At 32.7% G+C, this 15,981-nt stretch carries 18 protein-coding genes; 17 read left to right on the top strand and 1 reads right to left on the bottom strand.

Annotated features, from left to right (window positions below):
* Window positions 1–69: 69 nt before the first annotated feature.
* Complete coding sequence (locus ACKTSW_RS10970) at window positions 70–1,050, bottom strand: pyruvate dehydrogenase complex E1 component subunit beta (RefSeq protein ID WP_408025307.1); 981 nt, start codon at window positions 1,048–1,050, stop codon at window positions 70–72.
* A gap of 213 nt (window positions 1,051–1,263) precedes the next feature.
* On the opposite strand from ACKTSW_RS10970, the gene ACKTSW_RS10965 reads away from it, so the two are divergent.
* From ACKTSW_RS10965 to vgrG, 17 genes are all read left to right on the top strand, one after another.
* Entirely contained in the window at window positions 1,264–2,004 is a 741-nt protein-coding gene (locus ACKTSW_RS10965) for an electron transfer flavoprotein subunit beta/FixA family protein (RefSeq protein WP_408025306.1), read from the top strand.
* Between the two features lie 83 nt (window positions 2,005–2,087).
* Entirely contained in the window at window positions 2,088–3,041 is a 954-nt protein-coding gene (locus ACKTSW_RS10960) for an electron transfer flavoprotein subunit alpha/FixB family protein (protein WP_408025305.1), read from the top strand.
* Window positions 3,042–3,187: 146 nt separating this feature from the next.
* Window positions 3,188–3,799, top strand: coding sequence for a bifunctional nuclease domain-containing protein (locus tag ACKTSW_RS10955; protein ID WP_408025304.1), 612 nt, complete (start codon window positions 3,188–3,190; stop codon window positions 3,797–3,799).
* Window positions 3,800–3,814: 15 nt separating this feature from the next.
* Window positions 3,815–5,560: a NupC/NupG family nucleoside CNT transporter gene (locus tag ACKTSW_RS10950; RefSeq protein ID WP_408025303.1), complete on the top strand. Its 1,746-nt coding sequence runs from the start codon at window positions 3,815–3,817 to the stop codon at window positions 5,558–5,560.
* Between the two features lie 106 nt (window positions 5,561–5,666).
* On the top strand, window positions 5,667–5,849 hold the full coding sequence (locus ACKTSW_RS10945) for a hypothetical protein (RefSeq protein ID WP_408025302.1): 183 nt from the start codon (window positions 5,667–5,669) through the stop codon (window positions 5,847–5,849).
* A gap of 117 nt (window positions 5,850–5,966) precedes the next feature.
* Window positions 5,967–6,791: a thymidylate synthase gene (locus ACKTSW_RS10940; RefSeq protein WP_408025301.1), complete on the top strand. Its 825-nt coding sequence runs from the start codon at window positions 5,967–5,969 to the stop codon at window positions 6,789–6,791.
* A gap of 65 nt (window positions 6,792–6,856) precedes the next feature.
* Complete coding sequence (locus tag ACKTSW_RS10935; protein ID WP_408025300.1) at window positions 6,857–7,042, top strand: hypothetical protein; 186 nt, start codon at window positions 6,857–6,859, stop codon at window positions 7,040–7,042.
* Window positions 7,043–7,060: 18 nt separating this feature from the next.
* Window positions 7,061–7,546 (top strand): dihydrofolate reductase, encoded by a 486-nt coding sequence (locus tag ACKTSW_RS10930; protein ID WP_408025299.1) that lies wholly within the window; start codon window positions 7,061–7,063, stop codon window positions 7,544–7,546.
* Between the two features lie 97 nt (window positions 7,547–7,643).
* The gene (gene gldA / locus ACKTSW_RS10925; RefSeq protein ID WP_408025298.1) at window positions 7,644–8,537 is read left to right on the top strand and encodes a gliding motility-associated ABC transporter ATP-binding subunit GldA; all 894 of its coding nucleotides are present in this window, start codon (window positions 7,644–7,646) and stop codon (window positions 8,535–8,537) included.
* A gap of 281 nt (window positions 8,538–8,818) precedes the next feature.
* Window positions 8,819–9,394, top strand: a complete 576-nt coding sequence (locus tag ACKTSW_RS10920) for a DUF4255 domain-containing protein (protein WP_408025297.1) — start codon at window positions 8,819–8,821, stop codon at window positions 9,392–9,394.
* A 6-nt stretch (window positions 9,395–9,400) separates the two neighbouring features.
* Complete coding sequence (locus ACKTSW_RS10915; protein ID WP_408025296.1) at window positions 9,401–10,471, top strand: hypothetical protein; 1,071 nt, start codon at window positions 9,401–9,403, stop codon at window positions 10,469–10,471.
* A gap of 23 nt (window positions 10,472–10,494) precedes the next feature.
* Window positions 10,495–12,459, top strand: a complete 1,965-nt coding sequence (locus ACKTSW_RS10910; RefSeq protein ID WP_408025295.1) for a phage tail sheath family protein — start codon at window positions 10,495–10,497, stop codon at window positions 12,457–12,459.
* 42 nt (window positions 12,460–12,501) lie between these two features.
* On the top strand, window positions 12,502–12,948 hold the full coding sequence (locus ACKTSW_RS10905; RefSeq protein WP_408025294.1) for a phage tail protein: 447 nt from the start codon (window positions 12,502–12,504) through the stop codon (window positions 12,946–12,948).
* Complete coding sequence (locus tag ACKTSW_RS10900) at window positions 12,948–13,385, top strand: phage tail protein (RefSeq protein ID WP_408025293.1); 438 nt, start codon at window positions 12,948–12,950, stop codon at window positions 13,383–13,385. The genes ACKTSW_RS10905 and ACKTSW_RS10900 overlap by 1 nt, the downstream gene beginning before the upstream one ends.
* 1 nt (window position 13,386) lies before the next feature.
* A complete protein-coding gene (locus tag ACKTSW_RS10895; RefSeq protein WP_408025292.1) occupies window positions 13,387–13,548 on the top strand; it encodes a DUF5908 family protein in 162 nt (53 codons plus the stop codon).
* Complete coding sequence (locus ACKTSW_RS10890; protein WP_408025291.1) at window positions 13,548–14,234, top strand: CIS tube protein; 687 nt, start codon at window positions 13,548–13,550, stop codon at window positions 14,232–14,234. Before ACKTSW_RS10895 ends, ACKTSW_RS10890 begins: the two co-directional genes overlap by 1 nt.
* A complete protein-coding gene (vgrG, locus tag ACKTSW_RS10885) occupies window positions 14,235–15,980 on the top strand; it encodes a type VI secretion system tip protein VgrG (protein WP_408025290.1) in 1,746 nt (581 codons plus the stop codon).
* Window position 15,981 lies beyond the last annotated feature (1 nt).

Genomic DNA, 15,981 nt, shown 5'->3' with positions numbered 1-15,981 from the left:
TTTTACTACAAAATCCTTTTGACAGAAGTCAAAAGGATTTTAATTTATTTTCAATTTCTTTTTCTCTAATTATTTACGGTACATTACCTCTTTTACAGCAGCTATAACATCATTTGCATTTGGCAACCATTCTTCTAACAATACTGGAGAATATGGTGCAGGAGTATCTGCAGTAGTAATTCTTTTTATAGGAGCATCTAAGTAATCAAATGCTTCGTCTTGTACTCTAAAAGTAATTTCTGATGAAACACTACCGAAAGGCCATGCTTCTTCTAAAATTACTAATCTGTTAGTTTTCTTTACAGATTCTAAAATGGTTTTATGATCCATTGGACGAACCGTACGTAAATCAATAATTTCAACTGAAATTCCTTCCTTAACTAATTCATCAGCGGCTTTGTATGCTTCTTTAATTATTTTACCAAAAGATACTACAGTTACATCTGAACCCTCTCTTTTGATATCAGCAACTCCGATAGGAATAATATATTCTCCTTCAGGTACTTCCATCTTATCACCATACATTTGCTCAGATTCCATAAAAATTACTGGGTCATCATCGCGAATAGCTGCTTTTAATAAACCTTTTGCATCATATGGGTTCGAAGGGACAATTACTTTTAAACCAGGGCAGTTTGCATACCAACTTTCAAAAGCTTGTGAATGTGTGGCAGCTAATTGACCAGCAGAAGCAGTAGGGCCACGAAAAACAATAGGACAGTTAAATTGTCCACCACTCATTTGACGAATTTTCGCAGCATTGTTAATAATCTGATCAATTCCTACTAGTGAGAAATTAAAAGTCATATACTCAACAATAGGGCGATTACCATTCATTGCCGATCCTACAGCAATACCGCCAAAACCTAACTCGGCAATAGGAGCATCAATAACGCGTTTAGCACCAAACTCGTCTAGCATTCCTTTACTGGCTTTATATGCACCATTATACTCAGCAACTTCTTCTCCTATCAAGTAAATGCTTTCATCTCTGCGCATTTCTTCGCTCATTGCTTCGCAAACGGCTTCTCTAAATTGTATTGTTTTCATACGTTTTATAAGTAGTTGTTTATCAAGAGTGCAAAAATAATAAAAATAGGAGTAATATTGTAGCTTTAAAATCAACAAATGATTAAGTAATAATAATACCTTAATTTTGAGGGCGATTAAAGTAGGATAAAAAATTTACTATGCACGCATAGTAAATTAAAAAAAATCCTTAACTTCGTCGCACAAAATTAAGTTTCTTTAAAACAACGATATATGAAAATATTAGTTTGTATCAGTCATGTACCTGATACTACTTCAAAAATCAACTTTACTGATAACGATACAAAGTTTGATACTAACGGGGTTCAATATGTTATAAACCCATACGATGAGTTTAGTTTAACTCGTGCAATGTGGTTTAAAGAAAAACAAGGAGCAAGTGTAACGGTAGTGAATGTTGGAGGGGCTTCTACTGAGCCTACTTTACGTAAAGCTTTAGCCATTGGAGCAGATGATGCAATTCGTGTAAATGCTGAGCCAACGGATGGATTTATGGTTGCTAAAGAATTAGCTGAAGTTGTTAAAAATGGAGGATATGATTTAGTTTTAGCAGGAAAAGAATCTGCTGACTACAATGGACAAATGGTTCCTGGAATGTTAGCTTCTTTGTTAGATTTTAACTTTGTTAATGGATGTGTTGGTGTAGAGGTAGACGGGACAAATGCTACGTTAAATAGAGAGATTGATGGAGGGGAAGAAAAAGTATCTTCAACATTACCAATGGTAATTGCAGGTCAAAAAGGAATCGTAGAAGAAAAAGATTTACGTATTCCTAATATGAGAGGTATCATGATGGCGCGTAAAAAACCATTAAATGTGGTTGAACCAACTGGAGCTCCTGCAGCAACAGCTACACAAAACTTTGAAAAATTAGCACCAAAAGGAGCTGTCAAGTTAGTAGAGAGTGTAGATGAATTAATTGATTTATTACATAACGAAGCAAAAGTAATATAATCAGCTAAATAAAATAAATATAAAAACTTGTTAGTGTTTGAAAATCAAAAACAAATCATTAACAACTAAAAATTAAAATAATTATGTCTGTATTAGTTTTTGCCGATTCATCGGAAGGAAAATTCAAAAAAACAGCTTTTGAAGTGGTTTCATACGGAAAAAAAGTAGCAGAGCAATTAGGAAGCGACCTAGTAGTGTTAACTGTTAATGGAGGAAATGCTTCTGAACTATATACTTTTGGAGCAGAGAAAGTAGTAGAAGTAAAGAATGATTTACCTTCTTTTAATGCTAAAGGATATGCTTCAATTATTAAGCAAGTAGCGGAAGCAAAAGGGGCAACTACTGTAATTATTGATTCTAGTGTTGACGGACTAACTCTAGCGCCATTAGTAGCAGTTGCTTTAGAAGCAGGATATGCTTCAAATGTAGTAGCGTTACCAAGTAGTACAAATCCTTTTGTTGTTAAGAGAAAAGCATTCTCAAACAAAGGATTTAATAATACTGAAATTTCAACAGAGAAGAAAGTAATAGGTGTTGCTAAAAACTCTTATGGAGCGCATGAAAATTCAGTAAGTGGATCTACAGAAGGATTTGATGCTACCTTACCTGAATTAGGAGTGAAGTCTGAAAATATTAATAAAGCAACAGGTAAGGTTACTATTGCTGATGCTGATATCGTAGTTTCTGCAGGAAGAGGCTTAAAAGGTCCTGAAAACTGGGGAATGGTTGAAGAATTAGCTGATGTTTTAGGTGCAGCAACTGCATGTTCTAAGCCAGTATCTGATTTAGGATGGCGTCCTCATAGTGAGCACGTTGGTCAAACAGGAAAGCCAGTAGCATCTAACTTATATATTGCCATTGGTATTTCTGGTGCAATTCAGCATTTAGCAGGAATTAATGCTTCAAAAGTAAAAGTAGTAATTAATACAGACCCTGAGGCACCTTTCTTTAAGGCTGCAGATTATGGTATTGTTGGAGATGCTTTTGAAGTTGTTCCTGAGTTAGTAGATAAATTAAAAGCTTTTAAAGAAGCATAAAATAGTGGTGATTTTTTCTTTTACTAGAAATTAGAGTACAACTCATAATTTTTAGTAAATTGTGCCACTTAAGAAGGCTGTCTAAAATTTTAAGCATAAGGCCTAAATTTAGACAGCTTTTTGTATTTTATGATGATTGATTTTACATGAGCTTAATTAAATTAACTATAAAAGGGATTTCATATAGCCAAACACAAAGTGGGGCATATGCTTTAGTACTTAGTGAAATGGAAGGAACTAGAACACTTCCTATAATCATAGGAGCATTTGAAGCACAATCAATAGCCATCGCTTTGGAAAAAGAAATTCGCCCGCCAAGACCACTTACGCACGATTTGTTTAAAACGTTTTCTGATCGATTTTCCATTACTGTTAAACAAGTAATTATACACAAATTAGTTGATGGTGTATTTTATTCAAGTTTAATCTGTGAACGAGAAGGGGTAGAAGAGGTTATTGATACAAGAACATCAGATGCGATAGCATTGGCAGTTCGATTTGAGGCACCAATTTTTACTTATGAAAATATTTTAGATAAAGCAGGTATTTATCTAAAAATGGATGAAGAGTTAACAATTGAAGAAGACCTAGATTCGGACGAAGATGAAATAGAATTTTCAATTGAAGAGGAAGAAGAGCAAGGTAGCTACTCAAACTTATCACTTAAAGAATTACACGAACAACTTAACGACGCTGTAGCCAATGAAAACTACGAATTGGCAGCTAAGATTCGTGATGAAATTAGCAAACGTTCTTAATTTAAAATATTAAAAATGAAGAAACTATTTACTTTCATAATGCTTTGCGTTACGATGATAACTTTTAGCCAAAGCATTGAAAAAAAGTGGAATTTCTCATCAATTACAACAACAGAAGGAGATTCAATTGTCTCTATAGACCCTACAGATGTTTTTACCTTATCAGAAGGAAACTTTACATACTCTTTAGTAGAAAAAGATAGTTTACAAGCTTCAGGAAACTATATTCATCAAAACAACTTATTAATTTTCAACTACAAGCAACCTAATGATACTGTTCGTTATTACAACGTGGTTGAATTGACAAATGAAGTCTTAACACTTTCAGAAAAAAATATACTTTATAATTTTACAGCAGAGCCAAAAGTAGTTTTAGCTCAAGAAACTGAAAAAGAAGCAGAAGGTACAAGTAAAATAATTCCAAGCCAAGGTTTTTCAATGAAAAGTTTATGGCGAGGAGCTTTAGGAATGATTACCCTACTCATTATTGCTTTCTTATTCAGTGCTAATAGAAGAGGAATTGATTGGAAAACAGTGGGCTTAGGTTTGGCTTTTCAGCTAATAATTGCCATTGGGGTTTTGAAAGTTCCTTTCGTACAGGCTATTTTTGAGTTTATAGGAAAAGGTTTTGTAGAAATATTAGAATTTACAAAAGCAGGAAGTAAATTTTTATTCGAAGGACTTATATCAGATATGGATACTTTTGGTTTCATTTTTGCATTTCAAATTCTACCAACTATTATTTTCTTTTCAGCATTAACTTCCTTGTTGTTTTATCTAGGAATAATTCAAAAAATAGTTAAGCTAATGGCATGGTCATTAAGTAAAATTCTGAAAATTTCTGGTGCCGAAAGTTTATCGGTAGCAGGAAATATATTCTTAGGACAAACTGAAGCTCCATTATTAATTAAAGCCTATTTAGAAAAAATGAATCGCTCTGAAATCCTGTTAGTAATGATAGGAGGAATGGCAACGGTAGCAGGAGCGGTTTTAGCGGCATATATTGGGTTTTTAGGAGGAGATGATGAAGTGTTACGCTTATTATATGCAAAACACTTATTAGCAGCTTCGGTAATGGCAGCACCAGGAGCAATCATTATTTCAAAAATTTTATATCCTCAAACTGAAGAAGTAAATACTGTTGTTGAGGTTTCCCAGGAGAAAATAGGTTCAAATATTTTAGATGCCATTGCTAATGGAACCACTGAAGGTTTACAATTGGCGATGAATGTTGGTGCTATGTTACTAGTTTTTGTTGCCTTTATAGCTATGGTAAATGGAATACTAGGAGGTTTAGGAGGTTTCGATGGGATAGAGTATTTTAATTGGAAATTCACCAGCTTAAATCAGGTCATAGCAAATGCAACATCATACAAGTCGCTCTCACTAGAATTTATTCTAGGATATATTTTCGCTCCTCTAATGTGGTTAATAGGAGTAGCCAAAGAAGATATGGCATTGATGGGACAGTTATTGGGTATCAAACTAGCTGCAAGTGAATTTGTAGGCTATATTCAGTTAGCAGAATTAAAAAATATAGCTTCTGCTACACATTTAACATACAACAAATCAGTAATTATGGCAACATATATGTTATGTGGATTTGCTAATTTTGCTTCTATTGGAATTCAAATAGGAGGAATTGGATCATTAGCTCCAGGACAACGTAAAAACTTATCTGAATTTGGTATGAAAGCATTAATAGGAGGAACAATAGCTTCGTTAATGTCGGCAACTATTGCAGGAATGATTATAGGTTAAAACATTTTTTGTTAGTATAACTTATTGTTTTTTAGATTAATAATTTTTATTATTCTTTTTTTTTGATACATTTATACCAATATTAACCCTCGAAATTAAATCTATCATGAAAAAACTAAAAAATTTAAAAGGAATTAAAACGTTATCAAAAAAAGAGCAAAACGAAATTAACGGTGGAGGTTATACCTACTGTAAAGGAAGCAACATGTGTTGTACGAGATTTGGAAGCGGTTTTGAGTTTTGTGACTATGGGTATTGCCAAAGTAATGGAAACTGTATTTGGGCATAAGTATAGTTGATAACTTATTAATATAATTTTTAAAAGCATTTACATTTTTTGTAGATGCTTTTTTATTTTTACGCTGTTAAACAAGTCAAAATTTTAACGATTAAATGTAGTAGTAGAATGAAGCAGTATCATGATTTAGTAAAGCACGTTTTAGACAACGGAAATGAAAAAGGGGATAGAACAGGAACAGGAACCAAAAGTGTTTTTGGATATCAAATGCGATTTGATTTAAGTGAAGGTTTTCCGATGGTAACGACTAAAAAGTTACACCTAAAATCAATAATTTATGAATTGTTATGGTTTATAAAAGGAGATACAAATGTTAAATATCTGCAAGAAAATGGAGTGCGTATTTGGAATGAATGGGCAGATGAAAAGGGTGATTTGGGGCCAGTGTATGGTCATCAATGGCGTAATTGGAACAGCGATGAAATAGATCAGTTAAAAGAAGTAATAGAAACGTTAAAACAGAACCCAAATAGCCGTAGAATGCTAGTTTCAGCTTGGAATCCTTCGGTTTTACCTGATACTTCAAAATCATTCACCGAAAATGTAGCAAATGGAAAAGCAGCACTTCCTCCATGTCATGCATTTTTTCAATTTTATGTAGCAAATGGGAAATTATCATGTCAATTGTACCAACGAAGTGCAGATATATTTTTAGGAGTTCCTTTTAATATAGCATCGTATGCATTATTTACAATGATGATTGCACAAGTTTGTGGTTATGAAGTAGGAGAGTTTATTCATACGTTTGGTGATGCGCATATTTATAACAATCACATGGAACAATTAGAGTTACAGTTATCTCGTGAACCAAGACCACTTCCAAAAATGAAAATAAATTCAGCAATAAAAAATATTGAAAGTTTTACTTTTGAAGATTTTGAATTGATAGGGTATAATCCTCATCCACACATCAAAGGAGTTGTGGCAGTATAATTTAATTTTATTTTATACGTATTGTTTAGTAGCTTTGTATAAAACCAATCTAAAAAGTTATAAGAATGAATACAGATGTTGATGTTTTAAAAGAAGACCTCTACGATAAAATAGCAGAAATTAATGATGAAAATGTATTAAAAGCTATTCATACATTAGTTGATAATATGAAAAATGAAACTTTTGATGAAGCTATTACTGAAAAAAGAGACCTTACAGGATATATAAAAGAATGGGTGAAAAGTATGTAACCTATCCAAATTCAATTTATGATAACACTCATAGCAGCAATTGCAAAAAATAATGCTTTAGGGAAAGATAATGACTTAATCTGGCATTTGCCTGCCGACTTAAAACGATTTAAGAAAATTACTACAGGACATTTTATTTTAATGGGACGAAATACTTTTGAGAGTATAGGGAAACCATTACCCAACAGAACTTCGATTATTATTACCAGAAATAATAATTACTTTGTAGATGGGTGCTTAATAGCAAATAGTTTAGAAGAAGCGATAGCTTTAACGGAAGGAAAAGACGCATTTATTATAGGTGGTGCACAAATTTATAAAGAAGTTTTAGAAAGAAATTTAGTTGATCGATTAGATATAACTGTTATACATCATGAATTTGAAGCAGATGTTTTTTTTCCTGAAATTAATACAGATAAATGGAAAGAAGAAGTACGAGAAGACTTTAAAGCTGATGAGAAAAATAAATATGATTATAGCTTTGTTTCTTACATAAGAAAATAGAACAATTCTATTATTACTAAAATTTAGAGACTTCAAGAAACAATAATTTAAATCAACTAGATGCACTCTTGCTTGTATAAGAGTAACGAAAGAAACTATGTCAATAGAACTTACTAACATAACGAAAGTATACGAAGCACAGAAGGCAGTAAATAACATTTCTTTTTCAGCAAAAAAAGGAGAAATAGTAGGCTTTTTAGGTCCCAATGGAGCTGGGAAATCTACCACAATGAAAATATTAACTGGGTTTATTAAACCTTCAGAAGGAACTGTATTGGTAAGTGAAATTGATGTAATCTCAAATCCTATTGAAGCACAAAAAAAAATAGGATATTTACCAGAGCATAATCCGTTGTATTTAGATATGTATGTACGAGAGTATTTACAGTTTCAAGCATCTCTACATAACATAGAAAAATCTAAGGTTAATGATACTATTGAAAAAGTAGGGTTAACGATTGAAGCACACAAGAAAATTAACCAATTATCTAAAGGATATCGCCAGAGAGTTGGTTTAGCAGCTGCTATTTTACATGACCCAGAAGTATTAATTTTAGATGAACCAACAACAGGATTAGATCCAAATCAATTAGTTGAAATACGTCAATTAATCAAAGAACTAGGAAAAGATAAAACAGTATTATTGTCAACACACATTATGCAAGAAGTAGAAGCAATGTGTGACAGAGTTATAATTATAAAAAAAGGTGAAATAGTAATTAATAAACCTATTTTAGAACTTAAAACAGACAACGAACAAGTAATTAAAGTAACGTTTGATTATAAATTAGAAGAACAGTTTATAAAACGCTTACCTAATATAGTATCGTATAAAAACACTCTAGAAAATAACTGGATACTTGTTTTTAATTCAAAAGAAGATATGCGACTTGTAATTTTTGACTTTGCACAAGAAAACGGGTTAAAAATTCTAGGATTAAATACCGAAAACAAAAACTTAGAAAGTTTATTTAGAGAGTTGACTCAATAAAAAATTACAACTTAAAAAGTATAAACTCCTTGCATACACAGTATGTAAGGAGTTTTTTGTTTTACTTACTTGGTATCTCTAAAATTTAAGCTTTACTATTTAAAAAAGTCAGGGTGATTTCCCCTTTTTTGCACCTGCTATTCTATTTTATTTTTTTAGGATAAACTACCTTTTTAAAAGAGTTTTTCATTGCAGTTTCTTTTCACAGCAGAGGTTAATTTTACAATGTATGATTGTGTACCCTTCAATCACACACTAAAAATTAACCAAACTTACTACCAATGATTTTTGAAATATTACAAATCATTACTGAAGAATTAAATAACTATTTCGACGAAAAGGCTGTAGATTTATCTAATATAGCTATGGCAGAAGGAGAAGGTAACTCTCCTGGTAACAACCCAGATATTTCACTAACATTGATTAATACACAAGAAGAGTTTGCCTTAAAAAACACTTCAAATAATCGTGTAGAAGGTACTTCAGTAAGCTATAGAAACCCCAAAGTATACCTAAACCTTTATATTTTATTTAGTGTAGATAAATCTAGTTATTCTGAGTCATTGAAGAGTTTAACTAAAATATTAGCCTTCTTTCAGGGAAAAAAAGTATTTACTCATAAAAATACAAACTTTGAGGCTATAGATGGACTTGGAGACTTAAAGACCTTTAAGTTTATAACACAATTATATACACCATCATTTGAAGAGCTAAACTATATATGGGGAATATTGGGAGGAAAACAGTATCCGTCGGTACTCTACAAAATAACATTGTTAGAAATAGAAAGAGATATTATAACTAAAGAAGGTACTGTAGTATCTGCTGTTGAACAACAATCTATAATTAAAAATTAAAAGATTATGCACAAAACATTGTTCAATATAAATATATATCACTCTTATTTTTTAGATGAAGGAGAACGAACTTTTTTCGAATTGAACGGAGGAAATAATGGAGTAACACCATTAACAGACAAAGAAAAACAAAACTTAGAAGAACAGTATAATATCAATGATTTTTTATCAATCCAGCCAACTAAAGAAACTAATAAAAAGTTAAAAAATCATAGATTATTACTAAGAAACCATAAAAAAGGAATTCGAGTATTATCAGAAACTTTAAAGGTAATTACAGAAGAAAATAATCAAGAAGTTACTCGATATAGTCCAATAATTACACTGCCCAATTCGTTAACCTTAACTTTTTACTTAAAAGCACATCATCCATACTTTGAAAACTTTTCAAATGTTATTCAAAAAAAAGAAAAACAGTTGTATTATTTATCAAATAAAAGCTCATCAGCAATCAATTTATTTGAAACAATTTCAGAAGTAAAAAAATGGAACTCTTTTTTAATTTCAGATAGCGAAACAAGAAAATTGGTGCATCAATTAGAAAGAAAAAAAGAGTTTGAAACAGCTACACCAAACTTGGTAACTATAGCAAATATAGAAACTTCAGAATTAGAAGCTATAGAATCTAAAATAACAAATGCTATTCCTTTAACTGAAGAAGAGCAAAAAGTAATAGATACAATCAACGCCTTTGTGAGAAGAATTAAAAATAACAAGGTAATAGGAATTTTACAAATTCAAGTATCTGGAGCCAATAATACCAATTTAACCGAAGAAGTATTGGTTAAGAACGAGCAAACACAATTGTTTGATGTACCTAAGCAATGTTTGTTAAAAGAGTTTCCTCAGTTTGCTATTTGCATTGAAAATAGAACCACATTTTGGCGCTATACAAAAGTTAGCGAGAACTTAATCATGACAACATCTGAAGAGAAACCTTTAACAATGAATGGACGTGTGGAGATAGCGAAACAAGATGTTTCTCCAGTACCACAAGAGGATTATTACTTCCCTAATCCTACTCCAGAAAGCATTAAGAAAGAGGCACAAGATTATTATTCGGAAGTATTTATATAAACAAAAATTAAAAACTAGTAATTATGTCAGCGTACAAAACACCAGGAGTCTACGTAGAGGAAATTGTAAAATTCCCCCCATCGGTAGCTCAAGTAGAAACAGCAATTCCAGCTTTTATTGGTTATACTGAGAAAGCTAAAAAGAAAGAAGATGATGATTTACTGTTAGAGCCAAAAAGAATTACTTCGATGTTGGAGTATGAAACGTATTTTGGTTTTTCTGAAAAAGAAACAAGTATTGGAGTCAATGTAACAAATGCAAACCAAGCAAACGAAGAAGTTTTGGTTACACAACCAAGTACTGCATCTCCTTTTAAAATGTACTACAACATGCAAATGTATTTTGCAAACGGAGGAGGCCCTTGTTATGTAACTTCAGTAGGAACTTATACTTCAGCAAGAAGTAATAACAATGTAAGTCCTGTGCTTCTTGAGGAGGTAGGAAATAATGGTTTTAAAGGCTTAAAAGAAGGTTTAGAAGAAGTAGAGTATATAGATGAGGTAACCTTACTAGTGTTTCCTGATGCAACATCACTAACATCAGATACAGACTTTTATAGTTTATATGCTTTAGCACTTGCTCAGTGTAATAAATTACAAGACCGTTTTACTATTATCGATACCTATTCAGATAAAGAATATGATGATGGTGGAGGCGATGTAGATCCAGTAGAAGCCCTAAGAGATAAACTTTCTTTAGGAAAAGATTACTTAAAATACGGAGCAGCTTATTTTCCTTATTTAAATACAATTCTAGATTTTTCTTATGATGAAGATAGCATTCAAATTCAAGGTATTGAAGAAAGTTTATCAGTGCAAGCAGCCAATGTAATCGATGGAATAGATTTAACAGAACTAGATGGATTATTAACTGCATTAGTTGATACAGAAAATGCTATTGATGCAGCAGCAGACAATACAGCAGCATTATCGTTTAAAAACAATGCTATTTCTAATGTTAAAAATATTATAAGCTATTTGGAAGATGTTACTTCATCGATTAATGATTTAATCTCTGCAGCTGAAAATTCAGGAGAAGCTTCTTTAATAGCACCAAGTGCTGATATGACAACTTGGATGGACAATAACTTAGAAGCTACTCTAGCCGATTTACATGGTAAAGTATTTAAACTACAACAAGACGATACTAAAGCTAAGTTAACCGGAAGCTTAACCTCAAATGCAACCAATGTATATGGATTATTAGGAATTACTGACGAAGTAGATATGACTAATAATGGAATTTACACAAGCTTAGAAGATCAAACAACAGCAGGTGGATTATTTGTTTTAAAAGGAGTGATAGACGGTTTAGGAGGTGTAACAACAGTCCCTTCATTAGCTGACTTAAAAGTAGATAACAACGCATTATACAATAAAATAAAATCTGAGATTGGTTTACTGCCTGTAAAAGTAGCTCCTAGCGCAACCATGGCAGGTATTTATGCTAAAGTAGACTCAGATAGAGGGGTATGGAAAGCACCAGCAAATGTGGGGTTAAATTATGTATATGCCCCATCTGTTAACATATCACACGATGCACAAAAAGACTTGAACGTAGATACAAAAGCAGGTAAGTCTGTTAATGCAATTAGGTCCTTTTCGGGAAAAGGAAACTTGGTATGGGGAGCAAGAACACTTGCAGGAAATGACAACGAGTGGAGATATGTATCGGTAAGACGTTTCTTTAATATGGCAGAAGAGTCTATTAAAAAAGCATCAGAACAATTTGTTTTCGAGCCTAATGATAAAAATACTTGGGTACGTGTAAAAGCAATGATTGATAACTTTTTAACACAACAGTGGAGAGCAGGGGCTTTAGCAGGTCCTACCCCAGAAAAAGCATTTTATGTAAGTGTTGGTTTAGGAGAAACAATGACCGCTCAAGATGTTTTAGAAGGAAATATGATTATAGAAATTGGTATGGCAGTAGTACGTCCAGCTGAATTTATCATCCTTAAGTTCTCTCACAAAATGCAAGAAGCATAATTAAATAAACGAATCAAAAAAATATAAATAAAAATAAGAATCATGGCAGAGTTATATCCAATTCCAAAGTTTTCCTTCGAAGTGACTTTTGGAGATACGAAATTTAACTGTACAGAGGTATCTGGATTAAGTTTCGATAATAAAGTAATAGAATATCGAGGAGGAGCAGATAAAGAATACCATAAATCAAAACAACCAGGATTGTTTGAGTACAGTAATATTACAATGAAGCGAGGAACCTTTGTAGATAAAAGTAAAGATTTTTATCAACAATGGGCAAAAACAGTTTACTTCCAAGAAGGAGGTGAGCAATTTAGAGGAGACTTAACTATTAAGTTATTAGATGAAAATGGAGAGCCAGCAGTAGTATGGGAAGCTCAAAATGCATACATCACCAAGGTACAACCTACAGATTTAAAAGCAGATGGTAATGAAATTGCCATTGAAACTGCTGAGTGGGCTATTGAGAAATTAAAAATGCCATCATAATGAGCTATTATCCACCAGTAGGCTTTAGTTTTCAAGTAGAATTTGTAGATGTTTCAACTTCACAAGGAGATAATTCATTTCAATCAGTTTCGGGTCTTTCAGTAGACCTTGAGACTGAAGAAATAACCGAAGGGGGAGAAAATAGATTCAAACACACAATACCTGTACGTTCTAAGTATTCTAATTTGGTTTTAAAAAGAGGAATGTTGATGGATTCTGAAGTAATTAATTGGTGTAAAAAAGCAGTGACAAATTTCGAAATACAACCCTCAGATATTAATGTGATGTTATTGGGTGAAGATGGGCAAACCATACAAACTTGGAATATTGTTCGTGCATATCCTGTAAAATGGAATGTAGGGGACTTTAATGCTGAAGAAAGTAAGTTGGTTATTGAAACACTTGAATTAACCTATAACTATTTTAAAGTATCATAAGATGCCTATTACAATCAAAGAATTACATATCAAGATTAATGTAGATGAAAAATCAGCCTCACAAGGTAAAGCAGGTGGATCAAAAAACGGAAATACAGCAGCTATTGTTGCAGCATGTGTTGAAGAAGTAATGGATATTTTGGAAAGACAAAAAGAACGATAATGAGTCAAGGAGAGTTAAAAAAACTACTTATAAAAGCGTATAAAGATATTGCTTTTTCTGAACCAGTTGGCGATGGAGAATTTACAACATTAGTAAATCCAGAAAAGTACATGATTGCCTATAAACCTGAGTATGAAGAAGAACAAGGGCAAGGTACGAGTGCAACACAACCAAGTTTTACGAGAATCGCTCCGCAAGAACTAGACTTAGACTTATTATTTGACAGTAGTGGAGTTATAGATGGTAACCCTGATTTAAAAGATGGGATTATTGATAAAATAGAGGCATTTAAAAAAATTGTATTCGATTATAGCGGAGAAGAGCACAAACCATATTATTTAATGATAAAATGGGGAGCATTACTTTTTAAAGGCTCGCTAGTTGATCTTTCTATTGAATATAGATTGTTTGCACCTGATGGAACTCCTTTACGCGCCAATGCAAAATTAAAGATAAAAGGTACTGTTGATGATGATTTACGAGTAGCAAGAGAAAATAACCAATCACCAGACTTAACACACTACCGTAAAGTAAAATCAGGAGATACATTACCGCTAATGTGTCATCGTATTTATGGAGACTCAAAGTATTATTTAGAAGTAGCTCGTGTTAATAAAATAATACAGTTTAGAAAATTACAACCAGGACAAGAAATCTTTTTTCCACCCTTACAAAAATTCGCCTAGATGAATAATACAGGAACCATACAGACTTCAAAAAGTGCCGATTTAGTCACTTTTAAAATCTTAATTGAAGGTGAAGAACTCTCAAAACAATATGAGGTAAAAAATATTACTGTAGCAAAAGAAGTAAACAAAATACCTACAGCTCAAATTGTTTTATTAGATGGAGATGCTTCTCAGAGAGATTTTAAATTAAGTAATGAAGAATTATTAATTCCTGGAAAAGAAATTGAGATTACCGCAGGGTATCATTCAGATGAAGAAACCATTTTCAAAGGAATCGTCATCAAGCATAATCTAAGAATTAGAGCTAATTCAGCACAATTAATAGTTGAATGCAAAGACGAAGCGGTAAAAATGACGGTAGGTAGAAAAAGCAAGTATTTCTATGAAAGTACCGATAGCAACATTTTTGAAGAAATTATAGGTAACTACAATTTGTATAAAGAGGTAGAAGCTACCAATTACAACCACGCAGAATTAGTACAATACAATGCGTCAGACTGGGATTTTATGGTTTCGAGAGCACAAGCAAATGGGAAACTGTGCTTTGTTGATGATGGAACCATTATCATAGCCAAACCCAATGTGAGTCAGTCAGAAATTGAAACCGTAACTTTTGGAAGTTCATTATTAGATTTTGATGCAGAAATAGACGCACGTCACCAAGTAAAAAAAGTAGCTGCTTATAGCTGGAATCATGCCGACCAAGAAGTAGTTGAAATCGAAGGAAAAGACCCAAATATAAGTTTAAACGGAAACTTATCTGTTTCAGATTTAAACAAAACTATAGGTTTAGAAAGCATGGAGTTACGACACGGAGGCACAGTTACCGATACCGAGCTGCAAGATTGGGCAGATGCGAAATGGCTATTTCAACAATTAGCCAAAGTAAGAGGGCGTGTAAAATTTCAGGGAATCCCATCGGTAAAACCAAACACCATTTTAAAACTAGAAGGTGTAGGAGACCGATTCAATGGTAATGTATATGTAACAGGAGTTCAACATGTAATTTCAGAAGGAAATTGGGTGGTCAACGCACAGTTTGGATTATCAACAGAATGGTTTTCTGAAACGTTTGAAATCTCAGCAAAACCAGCTTCAGGATTATTGCCTGCCATTCAAGGATTACAAGTGGGGATTGTTTCTCAATTAGAAGAAGATCCTGATGGAGAAGATAGAATTCTGGTACAAATTCCCATAGTAAATAACGAAGAAGAAGGTATTTGGTGTAGAGTAGCTTCACCCGATGCAGGAGAAAATAGAGGTATTTTCTTCCGTCCAGAAATAGGAGATGAGGTAATTGTAGGATTTATCAATGAAGATCCTAACGATGCCATTGTTTTAGGAATGCTACATAGTAGTGCAAAACCATCACCAATAACTGCAACTGATGATAATCACGAAAAAGGAATCATTACTAGAAGCGAAATGAAAGTGTTGTTTGATGATGATAAAAAAATAATCACTATTGAAACACCCGCAGGAAAAATTATTTCACTTGATGAAGATGAAGGAGCAATTACAGTTAAAGATGATAACTCCAATATAATTACTATAAACAGTGATGGAATATCAATGGAAAGCGCTGGAGATATATCATTAAAAGCATCAGGAGATGTAAGTATTGAAGGCACCAATGTAAATATTACAGCCAATGCAGAATTCAAAGCAGAAGGTAGTGCAGGAGCAGAAGTTTCAACAAGTGCTATAGCTGTTTTAAAAGGCTCATTAGTTCAAATAAATTAAA

The organism is Tenacibaculum sediminilitoris (assembly GCF_964513795.1).
GTDB lineage: Bacteria > Bacteroidota > Bacteroidia > Flavobacteriales > Flavobacteriaceae > Polaribacter > Polaribacter sediminilitoris.
Note: the sequence above shows the minus strand (reverse complement) of the source record. Positions and strands in the feature narration are given on the sequence as shown.

Excerpts from the sequence above, each read along its gene's own strand:
- ACKTSW_RS10970 (WP_408025307.1), bottom strand. The coding sequence starts at position 1,050 with ATGAAAACAATACAATTTAGAGAAGCCGTTTGCGAAGCAATGAGCGAA.
- ACKTSW_RS10965 (WP_408025306.1), top strand. The coding sequence starts at position 1,264 with ATGAAAATATTAGTTTGTATCAGTCATGTACCTGATACTACTTCAAAA.
- ACKTSW_RS10960 (WP_408025305.1), top strand. The coding sequence starts at position 2,088 with ATGTCTGTATTAGTTTTTGCCGATTCATCGGAAGGAAAATTCAAAAAA.
- ACKTSW_RS10955 (WP_408025304.1), top strand. The coding sequence starts at position 3,188 with ATGAGCTTAATTAAATTAACTATAAAAGGGATTTCATATAGCCAAACA.
- ACKTSW_RS10950 (WP_408025303.1), top strand. The coding sequence starts at position 3,815 with ATGAAGAAACTATTTACTTTCATAATGCTTTGCGTTACGATGATAACT.
- ACKTSW_RS10945 (WP_408025302.1), top strand. The coding sequence starts at position 5,667 with ATGAAAAAACTAAAAAATTTAAAAGGAATTAAAACGTTATCAAAAAAA.
- ACKTSW_RS10940 (WP_408025301.1), top strand. The coding sequence starts at position 5,967 with ATGAAGCAGTATCATGATTTAGTAAAGCACGTTTTAGACAACGGAAAT.
- ACKTSW_RS10935 (WP_408025300.1), top strand. The coding sequence starts at position 6,857 with ATGAATACAGATGTTGATGTTTTAAAAGAAGACCTCTACGATAAAATA.
- ACKTSW_RS10930 (WP_408025299.1), top strand. The coding sequence starts at position 7,061 with ATGATAACACTCATAGCAGCAATTGCAAAAAATAATGCTTTAGGGAAA.
- gldA (WP_408025298.1), top strand. The coding sequence starts at position 7,644 with ATGTCAATAGAACTTACTAACATAACGAAAGTATACGAAGCACAGAAG.
- ACKTSW_RS10920 (WP_408025297.1), top strand. The coding sequence starts at position 8,819 with ATGATTTTTGAAATATTACAAATCATTACTGAAGAATTAAATAACTAT.
- ACKTSW_RS10915 (WP_408025296.1), top strand. The coding sequence starts at position 9,401 with ATGCACAAAACATTGTTCAATATAAATATATATCACTCTTATTTTTTA.
- ACKTSW_RS10910 (WP_408025295.1), top strand. The coding sequence starts at position 10,495 with ATGTCAGCGTACAAAACACCAGGAGTCTACGTAGAGGAAATTGTAAAA.
- ACKTSW_RS10905 (WP_408025294.1), top strand. The coding sequence starts at position 12,502 with ATGGCAGAGTTATATCCAATTCCAAAGTTTTCCTTCGAAGTGACTTTT.
- ACKTSW_RS10900 (WP_408025293.1), top strand. The coding sequence starts at position 12,948 with ATGAGCTATTATCCACCAGTAGGCTTTAGTTTTCAAGTAGAATTTGTA.
- ACKTSW_RS10895 (WP_408025292.1), top strand. The coding sequence starts at position 13,387 with ATGCCTATTACAATCAAAGAATTACATATCAAGATTAATGTAGATGAA.
- ACKTSW_RS10890 (WP_408025291.1), top strand. The coding sequence starts at position 13,548 with ATGAGTCAAGGAGAGTTAAAAAAACTACTTATAAAAGCGTATAAAGAT.
- vgrG (WP_408025290.1), top strand. The coding sequence starts at position 14,235 with ATGAATAATACAGGAACCATACAGACTTCAAAAAGTGCCGATTTAGTC.